Here is a 24,102-nt window from a genome sequence, read left to right on the forward strand (position 1 = left end):
CAGCTCCCACAAGGTCTTGAGGCGTACATGCCATTGCGCAGCCTGCCAGGAAACCTGTGGGAGCTGGCTTGCCAGCGATGAGGCCGGATCAGGCAATAGAGATCTGCCAGGCATAAAAAAACGCCCCGACCTAAGCCGGGGCGTTTTCATTTGCAGCTATAGCTTAGCGCGGGAACGCTGGCGGGTTTACACCGGCCATGTCTTCCATCACGCGAACCACTTGGCAGCTGTAACCGAACTCGTTGTCGTACCAGACGTACAGCACAACGCGGTTGTCCTGAACGATGGTCGCTTCAGCGTCGACCACACCGGCATGACGCGAACCCACGAAGTCAGTGGACACCACTTCCTGCGAGTTGACGAAGTCGATTTGCTTGTGCAGATCGGAGTGCAGCGCCATGTAGCGCAGGTACTCGTTCATCTCCTCACGGCTGGCAGCTTTCTCAAGGTTCAGGTTGAGAATGGCCATCGACACGTTTGGCGTCGGAACGCGGATCGCGTTACCGGTCAGCTTGCCGGCCAGCTCAGGCAGAGCCTTGGCAGCAGCGGTGGCAGCACCGGTCTCGGTGATCACCATGTTCAGTGCGGCGGAACGGCCACGGCGATCGCCCTTGTGGAAGTTGTCGATCAGGTTCTGGTCGTTGGTGTACGAGTGAACGGTTTCGACGTGACCGTTGATGATGCCGAACTTGTCATTCACAGCCTTCAGCACCGGCACGATGGCGTTGGTGGTGCAGGAAGCGGCGGACACGATCTTGTCGTCAGCGGTGATTTCGTTGTGGTTGATACCGTGAACGATGTTCTTCAGCTTGCCTTTGCCAGGCGCGGTCAGAACAACGCGAGCCACACCCGGGCATTGCAGGTGCTGACCCAGGCCATCGGCGTCACGCCACACACCGGTGTTGTCCACCAGCAGCGCGTCTTTGATGCCGTACTGGGTGTAATCCACCTCGGTCGGGTTCTTCGCGTAGATCACCTGGATCAGGTTACCGTTGGCGGTGATGGTGTTGTTTTCTTCGTCGATGACGATGGTGCCGTTGAACGGGCCGTGTACCGAATCGCGACGCAGCAGGCTGGCGCGTTTGGTCAGGTCGTTTTCGGCGCCCTTGCGCACGACGATGGCACGCAGACGCAGACCGTCGCCACCACCGGTTTTCTCGATCAGGATGCGCGCCAGCAGACGGCCGATACGACCGAAGCCGTACAGCACAACGTCAGTGCCTTTGCGGGCCGAAGCGTTTTGCTGGCCAACCACGTCAGCCAGTTCTTCACGCACGAACTGCTCGGCGCTGCGGCCATTGCCTTCGCTGCGGAATTTGAACGCCAACTTGCCCAGATCTACCGAAGCTGCGCCGAGCTTGAGCTCGCTCATGGCTTTCAGCAGAGGGAATGTTTCGTGGACGGAGAGTTCGCTATCGTCGGAGGAACGGTGGCGAGCAAAGCGGTGAGCTTTGAGAATCGCGATGACAGACTGGTTGATCAGGCTGCGGCCATAGATCGAGCTCACCACGTTGTTATTGCGGTAGAGCTGACCGATAAGCGGAATCATCGCTTCTGCGAGTGCTTCACGGTCGATCCATTCACCAAGACACTGGTCGGGCTTCTGAGTCACGGGAACCTTCCACATGTAGGGGCAGAAAAAAGGGGCTACATTATGCCGCCGAGAACCTCTTGTAGCAATGCGCGCTTGTCGCGCAATCGGTAACAAAATTCCGTTCAAAAAAATTACGCCTCGCGCCAGCCCAGTAAAACCGGGGCTTTCAGCACAGTCAATTTTTCGACGACTGTTAGACGATGTCTGTAACCCTCCGTAACACCAGTCGATTTCGGCACTACATAACCGTAAAAAAAGTGCTCGTTTTTATGGTTACCACTACATTTCGTGCAAACCACGAAGATAGACGCAGTCTGCAACTGACAGCCGGCACCGGACGCCGCTACAATTACCGACTTTGTCGCAAAGCCTGGAGCTCAACCTTCCGTGCCCGTTCTGCGTCTACCGCTTCTCCCTGCCGCGGCAGGTAAACAGCATTGGGGCAACCTGCCCGGTGCTGCCCTCAGCCTCGCGATTGCCGAGGCTGCCAGCGCTGCCAAGCGCTTCACCCTGCTACTGACCGCCGACAGCCAGAGTGCCGAACGGCTGGAACAGGAGCTGAGTTTCTTCGCCCCGGATTTGCCCGTGCTGCATTTCCCCGACTGGGAAACCCTGCCGTACGATCTGTTCTCGCCGCACCAGGACATCATTTCCCAGCGTATCGCCAGCCTTTATAGACTGCCGGAACTGGCGCACGGCGTGCTGGTGGTGCCAATCACCACCGCCCTGCACCGCCTGGCGCCGACCAAGTTTCTGCTCGGCAGCAGCCTGGTGCTGGATGTAGGGCAGAAGCTCGATGTCGAACAGATGCGCGCGCGGCTCGAAGCCAGCGGCTATCGCTACGTCGATACGGTTTACGAGCACGGCGAGTTCACCGTACGCGGTGCGCTGATCGACCTGTTCCCGATGGGCAGCAAACTGCCCTATCGCATCGACCTGTTCGACGACGAAATCGAAACCCTGCGCACCTTCGACCCGGAAAACCAGCGTTCCATCGACAAGGTCGAATCGGTCAAGCTGCTGCCGGCGCGAGAATTTCCGCTACAGAAAGATGCGGTCACCCGCTTCAAGGCGCGGTTCCGCGAGCGTTTCGATGTCGACTTCCGACGCTGCCCGATCTTCCAGGACCTGAGCAGCGGCATCACGCCCGCCGGTATCGAGTACTACCTGCCGCTGTTCTTCGACGAAACCTCGACACTGTTCGATTACCTGCCGCAGGACACGCAAGTGTTCTCGCTGCCGGGTATCGAACAAGCAGCGGAAAACTTCTGGAACGACGTGCGCAATCGCTACGAAGAGCGCCGCGTCGATCCATCGCGTCCTTTATTGCCTCCTGCGGAATTGTTCCTGCCGGTGGAAGACTGCTTCGCCCGCCTCAAGAGCTGGCCACGGGTAGTCGCCAGCCAGCAGGACGTCGAATCCGGTGCCGGTCGCGAGCGCTTCCCGGCGCAGGCACTGCCAAACCTGGCGATCGAAGCCAAGGCGACGCAACCGCTGGCGGCGCTCTCGGCATTTCTCGACGAATTCCCCGGACGCGTGCTGTTCACCGCCGAATCCGCGGGCCGGCGTGAAGTCCTGCTGGAGTTGCTGGAACGTCTGAAGCTGAGGCCGAAAACCGTCGACAGCTGGCCGGACTTCGTTGCGAGCAAGGATCGTCTGGCGATCACCATTGCCCCGCTCGACGAGGGCTTGATGCTCGATGACCCGGCGCTGGCGCTGGTGGCCGAGAGTCCGCTGTTCGGTCAGCGGGTGATGCAGCGTCGTCGCCGGGAAAAACGTGCCGACGCCAACAACGATGCCGTGATCAAGAACCTCACCGAGCTGCGCGAAGGCGCGCCGGTGGTGCACATCGATCACGGGGTCGGGCGTTATCTGGGCCTGACGATTCTGGAAATCGACAATCAGGCGGCGGAATTCCTTACCCTGGAATACGCCGAGAACGCCAAGCTCTATGTGCCGGTGGCCAACCTGCATCTGATTGCGCGTTACACCGGCAGCGATGACTCACTGGCGCCGCTGCACCGCCTCGGCTCCGAAACCTGGCAGAAAGCCAAGCGCAAAGCAGCCGAACAGGTGCGCGATGTCGCTGCTGAATTGCTCGACATCTATGCCCGTCGCGCCGCGCGCGAAGGCTATGCATTTGCCGATCCGAAAGCCGATTACGCGACGTTCAGCGCCGGCTTCCCGTTCGAAGAAACCCCGGATCAGCAAGCGACCATCGAAGCCGTGCGCGAAGACATGCTCGCGCCGAAGCCGATGGATCGCCTGGTCTGCGGCGACGTCGGTTTCGGCAAGACCGAAGTGGCGATGCGCGCAGCGTTCATCGCCGTGCACGGTGGGCGTCAGGTCGCGATTCTGGTGCCGACCACCCTGCTCGCCCAGCAACACTACAACAGCTTCCGCGACCGCTTCGCCGACTGGCCGGTGACCGTGGAAGTGATGAGTCGCTTCAAATCGGCCAAGGAAGTCAACGCGGCGATTGCCGATCTGGCGGAAGGCAAGATCGACATCGTCATCGGTACGCACAAGCTGTTGTCCGACGATGTGAAGATCAAAAACCTCGGACTGGTGATCATCGACGAAGAACACCGTTTCGGTGTCCGGCAGAAAGAACAGCTCAAGGCCCTGCGCAGCGAAGTCGACATTCTCACCCTGACCGCAACGCCGATCCCGCGCACGCTGAACATGGCGGTGTCGGGTATGCGCGACCTGTCGATCATCGCCACGCCGCCAGCGCGCCGCCTGTCGGTGCGCACCTTCGTCATGGAGCAGAACAAGAGCACGGTCAAAGAGGCCCTGCTGCGTGAACTGCTGCGCGGTGGGCAGGTTTACTACTTGCACAACGACGTGAAGACCATCGAGAAGTGCGCTGCCGATCTCGCCGAACTGGTGCCGGAAGCGCGGATCGGCATCGGCCATGGGCAGATGCGCGAACGCGAACTCGAACAGGTGATGAGCGACTTCTATCACAAGCGCTTCAACGTGCTGATCGCCTCGACCATCATCGAGACCGGCATCGACGTGCCGAGCGCCAACACCATCATCATCGAGCGCGCCGACAAGTTCGGCCTGGCGCAATTGCACCAGTTGCGCGGACGTGTGGGTCGCAGTCACCACCAGGCTTACGCCTACCTGCTGACGCCGCCGCGCCAGCAAATCACTTCGGACGCGGAAAAGCGTCTGGAAGCGATTGCCAACACTCAGGATCTGGGCGCCGGCTTCGTGCTGGCGACCAACGACCTGGAAATCCGTGGCGCCGGCGAATTGCTCGGCGACGGCCAGAGCGGGCAGATTCAGGCCGTGGGCTTTACGCTCTACATGGAAATGCTCGAGCGCGCAGTGAAGTCGATCCGCAAGGGCGAGCAACCGAACCTTGATCAACCGCTCGGCGGTGGCCCGGAGGTCAACCTGCGGGTGCCGGCGCTGATTCCGGAAGACTATCTGCCGGATGTGCATGCCCGCCTGATTCTGTACAAGCGCATCGCTTCGGCCACCGACGAGGAAGGCTTGAAGGATCTGCAAGTGGAGATGATCGACCGCTTCGGTCTGCTGCCGGAGCCGACCAAGAATCTGGTGCGCATCACCGCGCTGAAGTTGCAGGCCGAACAACTGGGCATCAAGAAAGTCGACGGTGGCCCGCAGGGTGGCCGCATCGAGTTCGCCGCGCAGACGCCGGTCGACCCGATGACCTTGATCAAACTGATCCAGACTCAGCCAAAACGCTACAAATTCGAAGGCGCCACAATGTTCAAGTTCCAGGTGCCGATGGAACGCCCGGAAGAGCGCTTTAATACTGTAGAGGCGCTGTTCGAGCGCCTCCTCCCGAAAACTGTTTGAAGGACGCCGCATGCGCCTGTTTCGCTCACTGACTTTGCTACTCAGCTTCGTAGCACCGATGGCGTTTGCCGATGACACCTACATGGTCGAAATGATTCTTGTGCGGCAGAACGCCGTACCGGCGATTGTCAGCCGCGCGGCCCCGGAAGACTGGGCGGCCGGCGCTCAACGCCTCGACGATGCCAGCCAGCGCACACCTGCGTTGAATGAGGTGGCCAACAAACTCAGCGCCAGCGGCGAGTACAGCGTGCTGCTGCACAAGGCCTGGCAGCAAACCCTCGGCGAAGCGCCGACCAAGGTGGCCGTCAGCGACGGTAAGGAACAGTTCGGCCAGTTCCCGATCGAAGGCACCCTGGAAATGAAACTCGGGCGCTTCACCGACGTGAACGCCGACTTCTGGGTCAACCAGATCGACGCCAACGGCATGGTCACTGCCAGCGAACGTCTGAAGCAGGACAGCCACACTAAAAACGGCCAGCTCAACTATCTCGACAACGGCCACCTGGCGCTGCTGATCAAGATCACTTCCCTGACGGCGCCCGCCCCTCGGCAAGCTCCTGAAGCGATTCCGGACTGATCGAAGTCCTTATGTCCCCGCCCCTGAGCAAACCGTTGGCACCCTCCTGGGTCAGCCGATTCAAGGAACAGAGCCTGGAGCGTGGCCGCCGCTACGCCCTGGAGAATCGGGTACGCATCGCGCAGGTTGGCGATGCGACCATCACCGCCAGTTGCGAAGGCTCTGGCGGTAACGTCTACCGTCAGACCCTTCACCTGCGTGAGTCAGCCAAAGGCACCCTGTTGCTGGTTGACGCCACTTGCACCTGCCCGGTGCGCAGCAACTGCAAGCATTGCGCAGCAGTGCTGCTGCAAGTGCAGGAAACCCTCGAATACCCGGCCGCCGCGAAAGACGCCGAACTGCTGGAAAAACTCCAGGCCGTATTGGAGAACCGCAGCCCCAAGGCGCCGCCGCAAGTGCTGGTGGATAACGTGCAACCGCTGCCGCGCCTGTGGCTGGCGAGCGTCGAGTTCAGCGCATTCGAGCCACGCAACGGCAAGATGCAGCGCTACATCCAGCATCGCGCGGCGCTGTCGTTCAGCTATCTGGACGAATACGTCAGCGGGCAGAAAAACAGCGACATTCTGATTCGTCAGGAAACGCAGACCCTGCGGATAAAACGCCATCCGGAAGTGGAACAGTCCTACCGCGAGCAGTTAAGAATCCTCGGATTTCGCATCGCCACCCGCCAGAGCAAGGCCCTGCCGGAAAGCGCCGGCGAGCTGTACGAGATGGTCAACGACAGCGCCTGGCTGACCTTCACCCTCAATGAATTGCCGAAGCTGCGCACCCAAGGTTGGGAATTGCAGATCGACGAGGAATTCGGCTTCGACCTGACCGCCGTCGACGACTGGTACGCCACCGTCGAACAGGCGCCGGAGCGCGACTGGTTCGATCTGGAGCTGGGGATCATCGTCAATGGTGAACGCCTGAGCCTGCTGCCGATCCTGCTCAACCTGATGCGCTCGCACACCGAAATCCTCAACCCGGAACGCCTGGCGCGGCGACGCGATGACGAACTGATTCTGGTCAATATTCCGCAACGCAACAGTGAGCACGGGCCACTGCAGGTGGCCCTGCCCCTTGGCCGACTGAAACCGGTGCTGGCGACACTGGGCGAGTTTTACTTGCAGGAGCCGGGCGAAACCACCCTGCGCCTGAGCAAGGCCGACGCCACGCGGCTCAACTCACTGGAAGGCCTTCCCCTGCTGTGGGAAGGCGGCGAACAGATCCGCAGCTTTGCCCAACGCCTGCGCGACATCCGTGATTACACGGCCAAGGCACCGAAGGGTTTGAACGCGACGTTGCGCCCTTATCAGCTCGAAGGCCTGAGCTGGATGCAGTCCCTGCGTCAGCTTGAGGTCGGCGGGATTCTGGCGGACGACATGGGCCTGGGTAAAACCCTACAGACCCTGGCACATATTCTCAGTGAGAAAAACGCCGGACGCCTGGATCGGCCATGCATGGTGGTGATGCCCACCAGCCTGATCCCGAACTGGCTCGACGAAGCCGCGCACTTCACGCCGCAACTGAAAGTGGTGGCGCTGTATGGTGCCAGTCGCAAAAAGCATTTCGAACATCTGGCCGACTTCGACCTGATCCTGACGACCTACGCGCTACTGCCCAAGGACGTCGAACGCCTCGCCCAACAACCCCTGCATGTGTTGGTGCTGGACGAAGCCCAGTACATCAAAAACCCCAACAGCAAAGCCGCGCAGGCCGCTCGCGAACTCAACGCTCGCCAACGGCTGTGCCTGAGCGGTACACCACTGGAAAATCACCTCGGCGAGTTGTGGTCGCTGTTTCATTTCCTGCTGCCGGGCTGGCTGGGCGACGTCAAAAGTTTCAATGCCGACTACCGCGTACCGATCGAAAAACGCGCCAGCGAAGTCAGATTGCAGCACCTCAATGGGCGGATAAAACCGTTTCTGCTGCGCCGGACCAAAGAACAAGTGGCCACCGAACTGCCGCCGAAGACCGAGATCATCCACTGGGTCGAGCTCAATGAAGCGCAGCGCGACGTGTACGAAACCATGCGCCTGGCGATGGACAAGAAAGTCCGCGACGAGATCACTCGCAAGGGCGTGGCGCGCAGCCAGATCATCATTCTTGAAGCCCTGCTCAAGCTGCGTCAGGTCTGCTGCGACCTGCGCCTGGTCAACGACGCCACCCTGCCCGCTCGCGGCAGCAGTTCCGGCAAGCTCGACAGTCTGATGGAAATGCTCGAGGAGTTGTTCGAGGAAGGTCGGCGAATTCTGCTGTTCTCGCAGTTCACGTCGATGTTGTCACTGATTGAAGACGAACTGAAAAAACGCAACGTGGCCTACGCCCTGTTAACTGGCCAGACCCGCGATCGGCGCACGCCGGTGAAGGAATTCCAGAGCGGCAAGCGTCAGATTTTTCTGATTAGTCTGAAGGCCGGCGGTGTCGGCTTGAACCTGACCGAAGCAGATACAGTGATTCATTACGACCCGTGGTGGAACCCGGCCACTGAGAATCAGGCGACTGACCGCGCGTATCGAATCGGCCAGGAGAAACCGGTGTTCGTCTACAAGATGATTGCCCGAGGCACGGTTGAAGAGAAAATTCAGCACCTGCAGAAGGAAAAGTCCGACTTGGCAGCAGGCGTGCTGGATGGGCGCAAGGCCGGGGACTGGAAACTGCAGAGCGATGATATCGAGGCGCTGTTTGCGCCGTTGCCGGATAAGTTCGACAAGCGTTGAGCCCCTCCTTGCCAGTTAGAGAGCTATTGCTGCCAAGCCAGCTCCCACAAGGTTATAAGTCGAACACAACACTGTGATTCAACTCGCTACCTGTGGGAGCTGGCTTGCCAGCGATGGGGCCAAATCGGTCTCGGTCAGACTCAGCCCTTGAGCACTCGCGCCAGCGTCGATTTCACCTTGCCCATCCCGTCATGCAGCGCCTGCTCGATCTCGGCCATGGTGATCACCGCCGTGGTCTTGCCCGCCGCCGGATTCACCACCAGCGACAGGCAGGCGTAATCCAGATCCAGCTCACGGGCCAGTGCCGCTTCCGGCATGCCGGTCATGCCGACGATGTCGCAGCCATCGCGCTCCAGACGCACGATCTCGGCCACGGTTTCCAGACGCGGGCCCTGGGTGCAGGCATACACGCCCTGATCGCTGTATTCGCAGCCTTCGGCAGCCAGCGCGGCGATCAATTGCTGACGCAGCGGCTCACTGTAAGGGAAGCTGAAATCGATATGGGTGACGTGCTCCAGATCATCGGCGAAAAACGTGTGTTCGCGGCCACTGGTGTAATCGACGATCTGGTGTGGCACGCAGAAATGTCCGGTGCCCATGGCCGGGTGAATCCCGCCCACCGCGTTGACCGCGATGATCGCCTCGGCGCCGGCCTGCTTCAGTGCCCACAGGTTGGCGCGGTAGTTGACCTTGTGCGGCGGGAAACGGTGCGGATGGCCGTGACGGGCGAGGAACAGCACTTCCTTGCCGGCATATTCCCCGATCTGCACTTCAGCCGACGGCGAACCGTAAGGCGTATCCACCGCCAACGACTGACGAATGCTCAGGCCTTCGAGCTGGGTCAGGCCGGTGCCACCGATGATTGCGTAAACCGTCATAGCAAAAATCCTTAATCGATCAGTTGAGCGTCTTTGAGCGCGCCGATGGCGGTGAGCCAGCGCGGATCCTGACGGTAGTCGGTGCTGGCGAACGCCTGCCCGCGCATCCGCGCAATGCGTGCGGACGGCTTGACCTTCATCCGTTGCGCAGCACTCAGGGCCAGTTCGGCCGCAGCGCGGTCATTGCACACCAGGCCCATGTCGCAACCGGCAGTCAACGCGGCTTCGATCCGGCTGGCAGCGTCGCCGACCACGTGGGCGCCGGCCATCGAAAGGTCGTCGCTGAAGATCACCCCGTCAAACTGCAACTCGCCGCGAAGGATGTCCTGCAACCAGCGACGGGAGAACCCGGCCGGCTGCGAATCGACTTGCGGATAAATGACGTGCGCCGGCATGACCGCAGCGAGTTGCTTGCTGAGTCTGGCGAACGGTACGAGGTCGTTGGCGCGGATCTCGTCGAGACTGCGCTCGTCATTCGGGATCGCGACGTGGGAGTCGGCTTCGGCCCAACCGTGACCGGGGAAATGCTTGCCGGTAGCGGCCATGCCCGCGCTGTTCATGCCGCGGATGAAGGCGCCGGCGAGCAACGCTGCGCGCTCGGGATCCCCTTCGAACGAACGAGTGCCGACCACGGCGCTGCGCTGGTAATCCAGATCCAGCACCGGGGCGAAACTCAGGTCGAGGCCGACCGCCAACACTTCGGTGGCCATGACCCAGCCGCATTGTTCGGCGAGGTATTCGGCGTTCGGGTTGTCGGCGATGGCACGCATCGCGGGCAGGCGCACGAAGCCCTGACGCAGACGCTGCACCCGGCCGCCCTCCTGGTCGACCGCCAGCAGCAGATCCGGGCGAATGGCGCGGATCGCAGCACTCAGCTCGCGCACTTGGCGCGGGTGCTCGATGTTGCGCGCGAAAATGATCAGGCCGCCCACTTCGGGCTGGCGCAACAATTGGCGATCTTCGGCCGTCAGCCAGGTACCGGCGACGTCCACCATCAACGAGCCTTGCAGGCCAGCAGTCATAGAAATTCCTTGAAAACGAAAAAACCGATCCGCAGGAAATCGCTACCGTGAGCAGGGCTCGGTAGGTCAGTAATTTCTATGGAGATCGGGTTCAGAACGAAAGTCGGCATGGGCGGCTAGCTTAGCGGATACAAGCAGCCGCGCCCACCCGTGTGCGGTTAAACCTTGGCGGCCACCGGAGTCGATTTGCTGCGCGGGCGAAGCTGCGCAGTCGCCATCGCCGGGTCGGTGACACCGGTTTCGGCACGCATGCCGGCGGCAAGGAACGGCACCATCAGGCGCATCACCTGTTCGATCGACGTGTTGACGCCGAAATCGGTCTCGGCAATCGCGCGCAAGGCCTTGATCCCGGACATGCTGAACGCCGCAGCGCCGAGCATGAAGTGCACGCGCCAGAACAGCTCGATTGGCGGGATGCGCGGAGCCGCTTCGTTGACCAGCAGCATGTAGCGGCGGAACACCTTGCCGTACATGTCTTCCAGATAACGACGCAGGTGACCCTGGCTCTGGCTGAACGCCAAACCGAGCAAACGCATGAAAATCGACAGGTCGTTACCGCTGCGTGGCTGCACCACGAGCGCTTGTTCGACGAGGATCTCCAGCAGCTCTTCAAGCGTCGGCTTGTTTTCCGGCTTGGCCTGACGCCGTTCCAACTCTTTATCGAGGCTGATGCAGAAGGGGCCGAGGAAGCGTGAGAAAACCGCCTGGATCAGGGCTTTCTTGGAGCCGAAATGATAATTCACCGCCGCCAGGTTTACCCCGGCCTTGCTGGTGATCAAACGCAATGAGGTTTCAGCGAAACCTTTCTCCGCGAACAACTGCTCGGCAGCATCAAGAATGCGTTCAACGGTTTCCGACTGGGCCATGGCTACTCCGCCTGACAAACACTTGTTTGAAACATACGTTTCAGCCTGTGCCTTGTCAAGCCTGCCAGTTCGTTTTGGGAATGGTCGGTCAGCTATTTAACCACACTCATCCGCTCCTTTAATAAGCACGGCCGCCGACCGTCCGGCGGGCTGCAAAAAAACGGGCATTGCCAAGACCGCTTCACTGTATATAATCCCAGTCACTGTATAAAAAGACAGAGCGATCAATATGCTAAAGCTGACGCCACGCCAAGCCGAGATTCTGGCCTTTATCAAACGTTGCCTCGAAGACAACGGCTACCCGCCAACCCGCGCGGAAATCGCTCAGGAGCTGGGTTTCAAGTCGCCAAACGCGGCTGAAGAGCACCTCAAGGCCCTGGCCCGCAAAGGCGCCATCGAGATGACGCCTGGTGCTTCTCGGGGCATCCGCATCCCGGGCTTCGAAGCCAAGGCCGATGACTCCACCCTGCCAATCATTGGCCGGGTCGCCGCCGGTGCTCCGATCCTCGCCCAGCAGCACATCGAAGAGTCCTGCAACATCAACCCGGCCTTCTTCCATCCCCGAGCCGACTACCTGTTGCGCGTACACGGCATGAGCATGAAGGACATCGGCATTTTCGACGGTGACCTGCTGGCGGTTCACACTACTCGCGAAGCACGCAATGGCCAGGTCGTGGTTGCACGGATCGGCGATGAAGTGACCGTCAAGCGCTTCAAACGCGAAGGCAGCAAAGTCTGGCTGATTGCCGAAAACCCTGAGTTCGCCCCTATCGAAGTCGACCTGAAAGATCAGGAACTGGTGATCGAAGGCTTGAGTGTCGGCGTCATCCGCCGCTAAAGGAGGCTTTATGCAGTTCCCACACACACCTCAGCAAACACAACTGCCTTTATTCGAAGCGTTTCTGGCACAACCGATGGCGCCGATCCTGAAAGATGTCGTCGAGCGCCCATGGATTGCCGAACCGGAAGTGTTCAGTGAGCTGTCACTGCGCGGTGCGGCCGGGAACTGCCTGAACCTGCTAGCCCCGATCCTTCGCGAACTGAGCGAGGATCAGGACGCGCGCTGGCTGACGCTGATCGCCCCACCCGCCAGCCTGACGCAAACCTGGCTGCGAGAGGCTGGCCTGAACCGTGAACGCATTCTGCTGCTGCAACCACGTGGCGCGCAAAGCGCTCAGCAACTGGCGTGTGAAGCGCTGCGTCTGGGCCGCAGCCACACAGTGGTGACATGGCTCAACCCACTGAACACAAGTTCCCGGCAACAGCTGATCGGCGCTGCCCGCACGGGCGACGCTCAGAGCCTGAACATTCGACTGGGTTGATTCACTGGTAACGCGCGCTGTGTGAAGCGCATGGCTTCTCCAGGGACAGAGAAGCCGATCCGATGCGATAGCGGCAATCGCCGACAGGCGGGGCTCAGTGAAGAACCCGCGGCCCTTCTTCCTTATCAAACTCGCCTTCGACCATACGACCGGCCATCTGTACGCCGACGCTTAACATCGCCTTGGCGATTTCCACATGCTGGCCTTGCAGGAACGCCTTGGCATCCTCGGAGAAATCCAGCGTCACCAGAGAACCCTCGTCCTCAGCCCTGCGCAGTTCGATTCGGCCGTCTGGTAACTCGACAATTTCTAGAAAGGACGTTGGCATATAGGTCTGTTCTCCACGAAAGGCAGGGATTATATAGACATCATTCGGGCTTCGCTCGGGATCTTGACCAGCAGCATGTTTCAGATTGCCACCGTACCAACCCCCATCAGCATTCGTTCAGACCTTCGCGAAAGCGGATCGCCAGACCTTTGAGATTCTGCCGCCAGCTCTCCAGCTCTTCGCGACTCAACTCCTGCGGCGCCTCTTCCTCATCGAGATTAATGGCCTGAATCAATGGCTGCGTCACATCGCCCTTGGGCTTCTGTGGCACCCGTGGCGGCTGGAACAACGCCGAATGCGCCGCCAGCAGTTTCGCCAGCCAGGTTTCAGGGTTACCGGCCAGTTCCACCATCTCGGCCAGCTCAGGGATTGCAATCGATTCCAGGACGTCACGAGTCAACAACACTTCTGCTCGCGACGCATTGGCCTGAGGCAGACGATAGAAACCGGCGATCTCATGGCAGAGCCCCAAAAGCGCGCCGTAGAGGTGAAATAACGCTGATTCACGCCCAGCCTGGATCAGCGCCAGCGAATTCATCGCTCGTCCCTCTTCGGCACGAGCCAGAGCCTCCAGCGACAGGCCGGCGAAATAGATTTTCTGATTGGTGCGGGTATAGAGTTCGTGCGCCATGCCGGCAGTCTCCACAGCGAAATAATTGCGTCACACAGACCCGACAGTGTCATGGATCAACGGATCCGACCGCAAGCACAAAACAAAAAGGCCGCATGAAAACCCGAGGGTTATCATGCGGCCTTTTTTGTATCAGTCTAACGCTTACTCAGCCTTGGCTTTCGTGCGCTTGTCTTCAACAGTCCATTTACCACCATCGTAGTACGCCTTCCAGCCGGTAGGCTTGCCGTCTACTTCGGTCTGCACGTATTGCTCCTTGGTCTTGCGGCTGTAGCGGATGACCGCTGGCAGACCATCAGGATCCTTCTGCGGCGCTTCACACAGGAAGTGGTACTTCGGATCGATTTCGTCCTTGTGCGGCAGAATCTCGATCACCAGTGGAGCACGGGTCTCGCGGTTTTTCGGGAACTGACTGGCTGCCAGGAACAGACCGGAAGCACCGTCGCGCAGGATGTAGGTGTCGTTGACCTTTTCGCATTTCAGCTCAGGCATCTTCACCGGATCCATCTTCGGCGGCGCCGCATCACCGCTCTTCAGCAGTTTGCGGGTGTTCTTGCAAGTCGGGTTGGTGCAACCAAAGAACTTGCCGAAACGACCGGTCTTGAGCTGCATCTCGCTGCCGCACTTGTCGCACTCCAGGCTCGGACCTTCATAGCCCTTGATGCGGTAGTTGCCCTCTTCGATTTCGTAGCCCGCGCAATCCGGATTGTTACCGCAGATGTGCAGTTTGCGCTTCTCATCAAGCAGGTAGGCGTCCATCGCCGTACTGCAGATCGGGCAGCGATGCTTGCCACGCAGAACCAACGACTCCGACTCGCCCTCGTCGTCCGCGGCAATCTCGTCGCCTGGCACCAGGTTGACGGTGGCCTTGCAGCGCTCCTTCGGCGGCAGGCTGTAACCCGAGCAGCCAAGGAACACACCGGTCGATGCGGTACGGATCTGCATCGGACGACCGCATGTGGTGCACGGAATGTCGGTCATCACGGGCTGGTTGGCACGCATGCCATTGTCCGGGTTCTCCGCCACTTCCAGCTTCTTCTTGAAGTCGCCGTAGAACTCGTCCAGCACGTTTTTCCAGTCACGCTCACCCTGAGCTACATCATCGAGGTTCTCTTCCATGCCGGCGGTGAAGCCGTAGTCCATGAGGTTCGAGAAGCTCTCCGACAGACGCTCGGTGACGATATCGCCCATCTTTTCCGAGTAGAAACGACGGTTGTGCAGGGTCACGTAGCCGCGATCCTGAATGGTCGAAATGATGGCTGCATAGGTCGAAGGACGACCGATACCGCGTTTTTCCATTTCTTTCACCAGGCTCGCTTCGGAGTAACGCGCTGGCGGCTTGGTGAAGTGCTGCGACGGATCAAGCTTGATCAGCTTCATCACATCGCCCTGCGCCATGTCGGGCAGAACGTCGTCATCGCCAGGCTTGGCGATCTGCGGCAGAACGCGGGTGTAACCGTCGAACTTGAGGATGCGGCCCTTGGCGCGCAGCTCAAAGTCGCCAGCAGCGACGCTGACAGTGGTCGACAGGTACTGCGCCGGCAGCATCTGGCAAGCAAGGAACTGGCGCCAGATCAGCTCGTAAAGGCGCTCAGCATCACGCTCCATACCTGCAAGCTTGCTTGGCGTAGTGTTGGCATCGGAAGGACGAATCGCTTCGTGAGCCTCTTGTGCGCCTTCTTTGCTGCTGTAGACATTCGGCGTTTCCGGCAGGTACTTCTTGCCGAACTCGTCTTCGATGTAGGTGCGCGCCATCGCCACGGCATCGGCCGAAAGATTGGTCGAGTCGGTACGCATATAAGTGATGTAGCCGGCTTCATACAGACGCTGGGCCATCATCATGGTTTTCTTCACGCCGAAGCCCAGACGATTGCTCGCGGCTTGCTGCAGGGTGGACGTGATGAATGGCGCCGACGGCTTGCTGCTGGTCGGCTTGTCTTCGCGCTTGACGATGCTGTAGCTGGAGGACTTGAGTTTCTCCAGCGCGGCCGTGGCCTGGGCTTCGTTCAGCGGCTTGAAGGCCTCGCCCTTCTCGCGCGCCACTTCGAAACGTACAGTCGAGCCCTTGGCGGTGCCAAGATCAGCGTGCACTTCCCAGTACTCTTCCGGGTTGAACGCACGGATTTCACGCTCACGCTCGACCACCAGCTTCACGGCAACCGATTGCACGCGACCGGCCGACAGGCCACGGGCGATCTTGGCCCACAGCAGTGGCGAGACCATGTAACCCACAACGCGGTCGAGGAAACGACGCGCCTGCTGGGCATTCACACGATCGATGTCCAGCTCGCCCGGCTCGGAGAACGCTTCCTGAATCGCTTTCTTGGTGATTTCGTTGAACACCACGCGCTTGTAGCGGCTGTCGTCACCACCGATGGCTTCGCGCAGGTGCCAGGCAATGGCTTCCCCCTCGCGATCCAAGTCGGTTGCGAGATAGATGGTGTCAGCATCCTTGGCGAGCCGGCGCAGCTCTTCGATGACCTTCTCTTTACCCGGAAGGATCTCGTACTGGGCTTTCCAGCCATGTTCCGGATCGACACCCATGCGCGAAACCAGTTGCTTGCGCGCCTTCTCTTTCGGCGTGAGCACCGGCCCTTCGCCCGCGGCGGCCTTGCCGCGCTTGGCGGCCGGCTCTTTGCTGGCGCTAGCCGAACCGCTGGTGGGCAGGTCTCGGATATGGCCGATACTCGACTTCACCACGTATTGGTTGCCCAGATACTTGTTGATGGTCTTGGCCTTAGCCGGGGATTCCACAATGACCAGCGATTTGCCCATGGATCAGAAAATTCCTGAATTCTAGAAGTGAAAGGCGGTTGGCGCCTGACGCGGCACCGCTATATATAGTGGCTACAAGGTGAGGTCAAGCACAGGGTTCTGTGCGCACTCGCCTCATGGCTTGGAAAAAAGGCTCGGTTCGGCTTGCACCAAAGCAAAGCGTGGCACCTGCTCGCCGTCAACCTCGACCGACTCGACGAACATGCTCAAAGGGCGTACCCAGAAGCCGTAATCGCCATACAGGGCTTGGTAAAAGACCACTTCTTCCTCGGTCTCGGAATGCCGCGCCACACTGAATACGCGGTACTGCGGACCCTTGTAATGTTGGTAGAGCCCAGGTTGTATCGGCATGCTTCGGCCCTCACTCAAATTTTTTCAAAATAAATACAAAAATAAATCCACAAAAACAAAAACCGGGGCACTGGGCCCCGGCTTCCATCGACGAGACGCTTAAACGCGTTCGAAGACGGTGGAGATGCCTTGGCCGAGACCAATGCACATAGTGGCCACCCCGAAGGTGCCGCTATTCTGCTTCATCACGTTCAGCAAAGTGCCGGAAATACGGGCACCGGAGCAACCGAACGGGTGACCCAGGGCGATCGCGCCGCCGTGCAGGTTAACCTTCTCGTTCATCTTGTCGAGCACTTTCAGATCTTTCAGCACTGGCAGGGCCTGTGCAGCGAAAGCTTCGTTGAGCTCGAAGAAGTCGATATCGTTGATGCCGAGGCCCGCACGCTTCAGGGCTTTTTGTGTAGCCGGCACTGGACCATAGCCCATGATCGCCGGATCCACACCCGCCACCGCCATCGAACGGATCACGGCCATCGGCTGGATCCCCAGGTCCTGTGCACGTTGCGCCGACATCACGATCATGCACGAAGCACCATCGGTGATCTGCGACGAAGTACCGGCAGTCACGGTGCCACCCTTCGGATTGAAGGCAGGCTTGAGGGCCGCCAGACTTTCCAGAGTGGTTTCCGGACGAATGGTTTCGTCGTAGTCGAACAGCTTCAGGAAGCCGTTTTCGTCGTAACCCTGCATCGGGATGATTTCGTCTTTGAACTTGCCTTCCACCGTCGCCTTATGGGCGAGCTGGTGGGAGCGCACGCCAAAGGCGTCCTGCTGCTCACGGGTGATGCCGTGCATCTTGCCAAGCATTTCCGCGGTCAGACCCATCATGCCCGAGGCTTTCGCCGCGTACAGCGACATGTGCGGGTTCGGATCGACACCGTGCATCATGCTCACGTGACCCATATGCTCGACGCCGCCAACCACGAATACGTCACCGTTACCGGTCATGATCGCTTGCGCAGCGGTGTGCAGGGCGCTCATCGACGAGCCGCACAGACGGCTGACGGTCTGGCCGGCCGAAGTGTGCGGGATCTGGGTCATCAGCGACGCCATGCGCGCGATGTTCCAGCCCTGCTCCAGGGTCTGGTTCACACAGCCCCAGATCACGTCCTCGACTTCAGCAGGATCGACCTTGGCGTTGCGTTCCAGCAGTTTGCTGATCAGGTGCGCCGACATGTCTTCGGCGCGGGTGTTGCGGTGCATGCCGCCCTTGGAGCGGCCCATCGGAGTACGACCGAAGTCGACAATCACGACGTCTCTAGGATTCAAGCTCATAAGTTCACTCTCACTCTAGTTGGGGGCGCTTAACCGAAGAAGCTCTGGCCGTTCTTGGCCATTTCGCGCAGCTTCGCGGTCGGGTGGTACAGCGCGCCCAAATCAGCGTACTGGTCAGCCAGGGCAACGAACTCGGCAACACCGATCGAATCGATGTAGCGCAGCGCACCGCCACGGAATGGAGGGAAACCGATACCGTAAACCAGACCCATGTCGGCTTCGGCGGCAGTTTCAACGATGCCGTCTTCCAGGCAACGCACGGTTTCCAGGCACAGCGGGATCATCATCCAGTTGATGATGTCTTCGTCAGTGACTTCGCGCTGCTCGTAAACGATCGGCTTGAGCACTTCCAGCACCGACGGATCGGCCACCTTCTTCTGCTTGCCTTTCTTGTCGGTCTCGTAGGCGTAGAAGCCCTTGCCATTCTTCTGGCCCAGACGTTTGGCTTCGTAAAGCACGTCGACTGCCGAACGACGGTCATCCTTCATGCGATCCGGGAAGCCGTCGGCCATCACGTCACGACCGTGGTGACCGGTGTCGATGCCGACCACGTCCATCAGGTATGCCGGGCCCATTGGCCAGCCGAATTTTTCCATGACCTTGTCGATGCGGACGAAATCCACACCGGCGCTGACCAGCTTGGCGAAACCGCCGAAATACGGGAACAGAACGCGGTTGACCAGGAAGCCCGGGCAGTCGTTGACGACGATCGGGTTCTTGCCCATTTTCTTGGCGTAGGCAACGGTGGTGGCAATTGCCAGCTCGCTGGACTTCTCGCCACGGATCACTTCAACCAGCGGCATCATGTGCACCGGGTTGAAGAAGTGCATGCCGACGAAGTTTTCCGGACGCTTGAGGGCCTTGGCCAGCAGGCTGATGGAAATGGTCGAGGTGTTGGACGCGAGGATGGTGTCCTCTTTGACCTTGTCTTCGACTTCAGCCAGCACGGCTTGCTTGACCTTCGGGTTCTCGACCACGGCTTCAACAACCAGGTCGACGTGACCGAAGTCGCCGTAGGACAGGGTCGGACGAATGCCGTTGAGCACTTCAGCCATTTTCGCAGCGGTCATGCGGCCTTTGTCAACGCGGCCCACCAGCAGCTTGGCGGCTTCGGCCAGACCCTGCTCGATACCGTGCTCGTTGATGTCTTTCATCAGGATCGGCGTGCCTTTGGAGGCCGACTGATAGGCAATACCGCCGCCCATGATGCCAGCACCCAGTACCGCAGCCTGCTTCACGTCCTTGGCAATTTCGTCGTAGGCCTTGGCCTTCTTCTTCAGTTCCTGATCGTTCAGGAAGAGGCCAATCAGACTCTGCGCGGCAGAGGTCTTGGCCAGCTTGACGAAACCTGCCGCTTCGACTTCCAGCGCCTTGTCACGACCGAAGTTCGCGGCTTTCTGGATGGTCTTGATCGCTTCAACCGGCGCCGGGTAATTCGGGCCAGCTTGTCCTGCCACGAAACCTTTGGCGGTTTCGAAAGCCATCATTTGTTCAATGGCGTTCAACTTGAGTTTTTCAAGTTTTGGCTGACGCTTGGCCTTGTAATCGAACTCGCCGGAGATTGCGCGCTTGATCAGTTCAAGGGCAGCTTCCTGCAGCTTCTCTGGAGCCACCACAGCATCGACGGCGCTGACTTTCAGCGCGTCTTCAGGACGGTTTTCCTTGCCGGCGGCAATCCACTCGATGGCGTTATCGACGCCAATCAGGCGCGGCAGACGCACGGTACCGCCGAAGCCTGGGTAGATGCCCAGTTTGACTTCCGGCAGACCGATCTTGGCCTTGGTCGACATGACGCGGTAATCCGCCGCCAGGCACATTTCCAGGCCGCCACCCAGGGCGATGCCGTTGATCGCGGCCACGGTCGGAACGTTGAGGTCTTCGAAATCGCTGAAGATCTTGTTGGCTTCGAGATTGCCAGCAACCAGCTCGGCATCCGGCAGCTTGAAGTTGTCGACAAATTCGGTGATGTCGGCGCCGACGATGAACACGTCCTTGCCACTGCTGACGATCACGCCCTTGATCGAAGCATCTGCCTTGATGGTGTCCACGGCCTGACGCAGTTCGTTCAGGGTAAGACGGTTGAACTTGTTGACGGACTCACCCTTGAGGTCGAATTTCAATTCGACGATGCCACTTTCAAGAGCTTTAACCGTGATGGCTTTACCTTCGTAAATCATCAACTGATCTCCACGATATGGAAGCTGAACAGTACACGTCGGACGCAGGTAAATGGCTCGGCAGGACGCTTTTTCGTCGATGCTGACGCCAATCCACCCGGCACACCCGCCAACGCGATAGTCGGGATTCTGTAGGAGCAGTCTGTAAGACAAACGCTCAATTCATACGCCCGTTTGATTTGGGTACGCCACCTTCACGGAATTTCCGACAATTGTCAATCGCCCTAAATACGGGTTGAAATGCGACTTTGCGGTCATTTCTGTAAGACGCAGCCGCCGACACATGCTTGCATGTGAGGGTATTCATAAGATTAATAGTTAGAAATGTCGCCCTAATTCGCTGCGAGCCTTGTTTAACAGGCTACGCTCGCTGGACGACGAAGGAAAACACACGCACGTTTGTTGACCGGAGCACTCCGAATCAACACCAAAAAGAATTCCGGCCTGCCTGGCCACCCCCGCCCGATGAATCATGTCGGGCTTTTTATTGTCCGTCTGCCGGACGCTCCCCACCGTTGCAGTGGGAAAAATCCGGGGTTCAGGCCAGCGCTTTCAGAGTCGCGTCGATATCCTGCAAAACCTTGGCCTCGCCCTTCTCGCCCCAGTACAAGGCGATCATCTGCTTGTCGGCCTCAACCTTGAACACATTGCCCGGCAACTTTTCGAAATAATCGAGCAGCAACCGATCCTCGCAGGCTTCCTGCCATTGATTGACCCATACTCCCGGCGATTTCTGCCAGTAACTCCAGCACGCTGGCTGGCTGCCACGCCGTGGCCGATGATATTGCGCACACGGGCTGGGCGGCTCCTGCGACAGCCAATGCGGCCACTCCTGAGGCGCCAGCTGCATGGCCAGCCCGATGCGCCGCGCCTCCATGCGCAGGGCCATCCGGCCGCTCTGTACGCGCGACGGGCGCAACCATGCCAGTGGGCTCAGAACCACCAGCAGGATTGACACCACCAACCAGACCGTCATATCTCTACTCCCGACTTAAGGTGAGCGCATTGTGTCACTCTGGAACCAATGCGCTTGAAACCAGCCATACTTAGCACTATTGAACCGTCACAAGGAGCACCTCATGCCCTACTCCCATATCCTGGTCGCCGTAGATCTGACCGAAGAGTGCGACCCTGTGATTCACCGCGCCCGAGAGCTGTCGACGAGCAATGGCGCCAAGCTGTCGCTGGTGCATATCGTCGAACCGATGGCGATGGCGTTCGGCGGCGATGTGCCGATGGATCTGTCACAACTGCAACAGCAGCAGTTCGATCAGGCCAAGGAACGTCTAGAGCGCCTGAAAGCCAAATATGCCGAACTCGAGGGTGCCAATTGCCACCTGACCTATGGCCAGCCACGTCAGGAAATCCATCATTTCGCCAAGGAAAATCTCTGCGATCTGATCGTGGTCGGCAGCCATGGCCGTCATGGTCTGGCGCTATTGCTGGGCTCCACAGCCAACGACGTGTTGCATGGCGCCCCTTGCGATGTGCTCGCGGTGCACCTGATCAAACGCTGAAACACAAAACCCTGTGGGAGCGAGCTTGCTCGCGAAGGCGTCGGCACATTCAACATTGATGCTACCTGACATACCGCTTTCGCGAGCAAGCTCGCTCCCACATTGGAATCTTCACCTATATCCGCATATGAAAAGCCCGGCGCTCATCACTGAGCGTCGGGCTTTTTTGTTGCCGGATCAATCAGGCATCCAGCTCGGCCCAACGCTCCACCAGCGCATCCAGCTCAGCCTGCAACTGCTCCAGCGAAGCAATCACCTTGGCCGTTTCTGCTGGCGGACGCTGGTAGAAACCGGCTTCGGCCATTTCCGCCTCGACCGCAGCGATCTGCTGTTCCTTGGCATCAATGTCGCCCGGCAGCGCTTCCAGCTCACGCTGCAGCTTGTAGCTCAGCTTCTTCTTGGCGGCCGGCGCTGCAGCAGCAGGCGCAGCAACGGGTGCAGGCTCAGCAGTGACCACCGCCGAATTCAGGTCAGCCTTGCCCGACTTGCTCTCGGTCACACCCAACAGGCGCGGCGAGCCGCCCTGTCGGATCCAGTCCTGATAACCGCCGACATATTCACGGACCTTGCCTTCACCTTCGAAGACCAGCGTGCTGGTGACCACGTTGTCGAGGAATGCCCGGTCGTGACTGACCATCAGCACCGTGCCGTTGAACGTCAGCAGTACTTCTTCGAGCAGTTCGAGAGTCTCGACGTCGAGGTCGTTGGTCGGTTCATCGAGTACCAGCAGGTTCGCCGGTTTGCTGAACAGTTTGGCCAGCAACAGACGTGCACGCTCGCCACCGGACAGCGCCTTGACCGGCGTGCGCGCACGCTGCGGGCTGAACAGGAAGTCGCCGAGGTAGCTGAGGACGTGGCGGCTCTGGCCGTCGATATCGATGAAGTCGCGACCTTCGGCGACGTTGTCGATCACGGTCTTTTCCAGATCGAGCTGATGACGCAACTGATCGAAGTAGGCGACATCGATCCGGGTGCCCTCTTCCACTTTGCCGCTGGTCGGTTGCAGACCGTTGAGCATCAGCTTGAGCAGAGTGGTCTTGCCGGTACCGTTGGCGCCGAGCAGACCGATACGGTCGCCACGCTGCAGGACCATCGAGAAGTCCTTGATCAGGTACGGACCGTCCGGGTGATGGAAGCTGACGTTGTCCAAAACCATCACTTGCTTGCCGGACTTCTCGGCCGTTTCCAGCTGGATATTCGCCTTGCCGGTACGTTCACGACGTTCGCTGCGCTCAACGCGCAAGGCTTTCAGGGCACGCACACGGCCTTCGTTACGGGTGCGACGGGCCTTTATGCCCTGACGAATCCACACTTCTTCCTGAGCCAGACGCTTGTCGAACAGCGCGTTGGCGGTTTCTTCAGCGGCCAGCGCGGCTTCTTTATGCACTAGGAAGCTGGCGTAGTCGCCGTTCCAGTCGATCAGGCCGCCACGATCCAGCTCGAGAATGCGCGTGGCGAGGTTCTGCAGGAAGGAACGGTCGTGCGTGATGAACAGCACGGCGCCCTGGAAATCCTTCAGCGCTTCTTCGAGCCAGGCAATCGCACCGATGTCCAGGTGGTTGGTCGGTTCGTCGAGCAGCAGCAGGTCCGGCTCGGACACCAGTGCCTGCGCCAGCAGCACGCGGCGACGCCAGCCGCCGGACAACTCGGCAAGAGTCTTGTCGGCCGGCAGTTGCAGGCGACTCAGGGTACTGTCGACCAGCGTCTGCAAACGCCAGCCGTCACGGGCTTCGAGGTCGTGCTGTACGTGCATCAGCTTGTCCAGATCGGCGTCGGTGACGATGTTCTGGCTCAGGTGATGGTATTCAGCGAGCAAGGCGCCAACACCGTCCAGCCCCTCGGCAACCACGTCGAATACCGTCCGCCCGTCGGCCACCGGCAATTCTTGCGGCAATTCACCGATTTTCAGACCGGGGGCACGCCACACCGAGCCGTCATCGGGTTTCTGGTCGCCCTTGACCAGTTTCATCATGCTGGATTTGCCAGTGCCGTTGCGGCCGATGATGCACACCCGCTCACCACGGGCGATCTGCCAGGACACCTTGTCCAACAACGGCATCGCGCCGAATGCAAGGGACACATCGCTGAATTTGAGCAGGGTCATGAGCTTCTCCAAAAACCGGGCGCGCATTCTACCTGAATCAGGTCCTCAGCAGGCCGGCAATTTGTCTGCTGAAGCACTCTGCACAACATTTGTTGCGAACTTGTGCTGCAAGACCCGCAAAGCTTTCGCCCGTTGCTGGCAAAAGG

The 24,102-nt window shown here is 59.6% G+C and carries 18 protein-coding genes; 6 read left to right on the top strand and 12 right to left on the bottom strand.

Going from position 1 to position 24,102, the window contains the following annotated elements; translation table 11 throughout:
* Nucleotides 1-163: 163 nt before the first annotated feature.
* Nucleotides 164-1,627: a glyceraldehyde-3-phosphate dehydrogenase gene (locus tag B1722_RS15925; RefSeq protein ID WP_003226583.1), complete on the bottom strand. Its 1,464-nt coding sequence runs from the start codon at nucleotides 1,625-1,627 to the stop codon at nucleotides 164-166.
* Nucleotides 1,628-1,981: 354 nt separating this feature from the next.
* Between B1722_RS15925 and mfd the strand changes: the two genes are divergently transcribed.
* From mfd to B1722_RS15940, 3 genes are read left to right on the top strand one after another with little or no spacing between them, the layout of a single operon-like run.
* The gene (mfd, locus tag B1722_RS15930) at nucleotides 1,982-5,431 is read left to right on the top strand and encodes a transcription-repair coupling factor (protein WP_041068978.1); all 3,450 of its coding nucleotides are present in this window, start codon (nucleotides 1,982-1,984) and stop codon (nucleotides 5,429-5,431) included.
* Nucleotides 5,432-5,441: 10 nt separating this feature from the next.
* Complete coding sequence (locus B1722_RS15935; protein WP_041068980.1) at nucleotides 5,442-6,008, top strand: CsiV family protein; 567 nt, start codon at nucleotides 5,442-5,444, stop codon at nucleotides 6,006-6,008.
* 11 nt (nucleotides 6,009-6,019) lie between these two features.
* Nucleotides 6,020-8,710, top strand: coding sequence for a DEAD/DEAH box helicase (locus B1722_RS15940; protein WP_041068983.1), 2,691 nt, complete (start codon nucleotides 6,020-6,022; stop codon nucleotides 8,708-8,710).
* A gap of 140 nt (nucleotides 8,711-8,850) precedes the next feature.
* Here B1722_RS15940 and B1722_RS15945 read toward each other — a convergent pair whose 3' ends face one another.
* The 3 genes from B1722_RS15945 to B1722_RS15955 form a co-directional block, all read right to left on the bottom strand.
* A complete protein-coding gene (locus B1722_RS15945) occupies nucleotides 8,851-9,588 on the bottom strand; it encodes an S-methyl-5'-thioinosine phosphorylase (RefSeq protein WP_041068986.1) in 738 nt (245 codons plus the stop codon).
* 11 nt (nucleotides 9,589-9,599) lie between these two features.
* The gene (gene nagZ, locus B1722_RS15950; RefSeq protein WP_041068989.1) at nucleotides 9,600-10,610 is read right to left on the bottom strand and encodes a beta-N-acetylhexosaminidase; all 1,011 of its coding nucleotides are present in this window, start codon (nucleotides 10,608-10,610) and stop codon (nucleotides 9,600-9,602) included.
* Between the two features lie 158 nt (nucleotides 10,611-10,768).
* A complete protein-coding gene (locus tag B1722_RS15955; RefSeq protein WP_007961819.1) occupies nucleotides 10,769-11,476 on the bottom strand; it encodes a TetR/AcrR family transcriptional regulator in 708 nt (235 codons plus the stop codon).
* Between the two features lie 229 nt (nucleotides 11,477-11,705).
* On the opposite strand from B1722_RS15955, the gene lexA reads away from it, so the two are divergent.
* The gene (gene lexA, locus B1722_RS15960) at nucleotides 11,706-12,314 is read left to right on the top strand and encodes a transcriptional repressor LexA (protein WP_003226590.1); all 609 of its coding nucleotides are present in this window, start codon (nucleotides 11,706-11,708) and stop codon (nucleotides 12,312-12,314) included.
* A gap of 10 nt (nucleotides 12,315-12,324) precedes the next feature.
* Complete coding sequence (gene sulA, locus B1722_RS15965; RefSeq protein WP_041068994.1) at nucleotides 12,325-12,798, top strand: SOS-induced cell division inhibitor SulA; 474 nt, start codon at nucleotides 12,325-12,327, stop codon at nucleotides 12,796-12,798.
* Nucleotides 12,799-12,892: 94 nt separating this feature from the next.
* Here sulA and B1722_RS15970 read toward each other — a convergent pair whose 3' ends face one another.
* From B1722_RS15970 to B1722_RS16005, 7 genes are all read right to left on the bottom strand, one after another.
* Nucleotides 12,893-13,126, bottom strand: a complete 234-nt coding sequence (locus tag B1722_RS15970) for a hypothetical protein (RefSeq protein ID WP_003226592.1) — start codon at nucleotides 13,124-13,126, stop codon at nucleotides 12,893-12,895.
* 106 nt (nucleotides 13,127-13,232) lie between these two features.
* Nucleotides 13,233-13,757 carry a DUF6586 family protein gene (locus tag B1722_RS15975; protein ID WP_041068998.1) on the bottom strand — a complete coding sequence of 175 codons (525 nt, stop codon included), beginning with the start codon at nucleotides 13,755-13,757 and terminating at the stop codon, nucleotides 13,233-13,235.
* Between the two features lie 144 nt (nucleotides 13,758-13,901).
* Nucleotides 13,902-16,532 (bottom strand): type I DNA topoisomerase, encoded by a 2,631-nt coding sequence (gene topA / locus B1722_RS15980; RefSeq protein WP_041069001.1) that lies wholly within the window; start codon nucleotides 16,530-16,532, stop codon nucleotides 13,902-13,904.
* A 114-nt stretch (nucleotides 16,533-16,646) separates the two neighbouring features.
* The gene (locus B1722_RS15985; RefSeq protein ID WP_041069004.1) at nucleotides 16,647-16,883 is read right to left on the bottom strand and encodes a DUF1653 domain-containing protein; all 237 of its coding nucleotides are present in this window, start codon (nucleotides 16,881-16,883) and stop codon (nucleotides 16,647-16,649) included.
* A 99-nt stretch (nucleotides 16,884-16,982) separates the two neighbouring features.
* On the bottom strand, nucleotides 16,983-18,158 hold the full coding sequence (fadA, locus tag B1722_RS15990) for an acetyl-CoA C-acyltransferase FadA (RefSeq protein ID WP_007910465.1): 1,176 nt from the start codon (nucleotides 18,156-18,158) through the stop codon (nucleotides 16,983-16,985).
* Nucleotides 18,159-18,187: 29 nt separating this feature from the next.
* Nucleotides 18,188-20,335, bottom strand: coding sequence for a fatty acid oxidation complex subunit alpha FadB (gene fadB, locus B1722_RS15995; RefSeq protein ID WP_041069011.1), 2,148 nt, complete (start codon nucleotides 20,333-20,335; stop codon nucleotides 18,188-18,190).
* A gap of 538 nt (nucleotides 20,336-20,873) precedes the next feature.
* On the bottom strand, nucleotides 20,874-21,311 hold the full coding sequence (locus B1722_RS16005) for a hypothetical protein (protein ID WP_041069014.1): 438 nt from the start codon (nucleotides 21,309-21,311) through the stop codon (nucleotides 20,874-20,876).
* Nucleotides 21,312-21,414: 103 nt separating this feature from the next.
* Here B1722_RS16005 and B1722_RS16010 point away from each other — a divergent pair, with 103 nt between their 5' ends.
* Nucleotides 21,415-21,852: a universal stress protein gene (locus tag B1722_RS16010; protein WP_041069017.1), complete on the top strand. Its 438-nt coding sequence runs from the start codon at nucleotides 21,415-21,417 to the stop codon at nucleotides 21,850-21,852.
* Between the two features lie 181 nt (nucleotides 21,853-22,033).
* Here B1722_RS16010 and B1722_RS16015 read toward each other — a convergent pair whose 3' ends face one another.
* On the bottom strand, nucleotides 22,034-23,956 hold the full coding sequence (locus tag B1722_RS16015; protein WP_041069020.1) for an ATP-binding cassette domain-containing protein: 1,923 nt from the start codon (nucleotides 23,954-23,956) through the stop codon (nucleotides 22,034-22,036).
* Nucleotides 23,957-24,102 lie beyond the last annotated feature (146 nt).

Origin of the sequence: Pseudomonas sp. SCPG-7, from assembly GCF_002156405.1 — a bacterium.
In the GTDB taxonomy this organism is placed as follows: Bacteria; Pseudomonadota; Gammaproteobacteria; order Pseudomonadales; family Pseudomonadaceae; genus Aquipseudomonas; species Aquipseudomonas parakoreensis.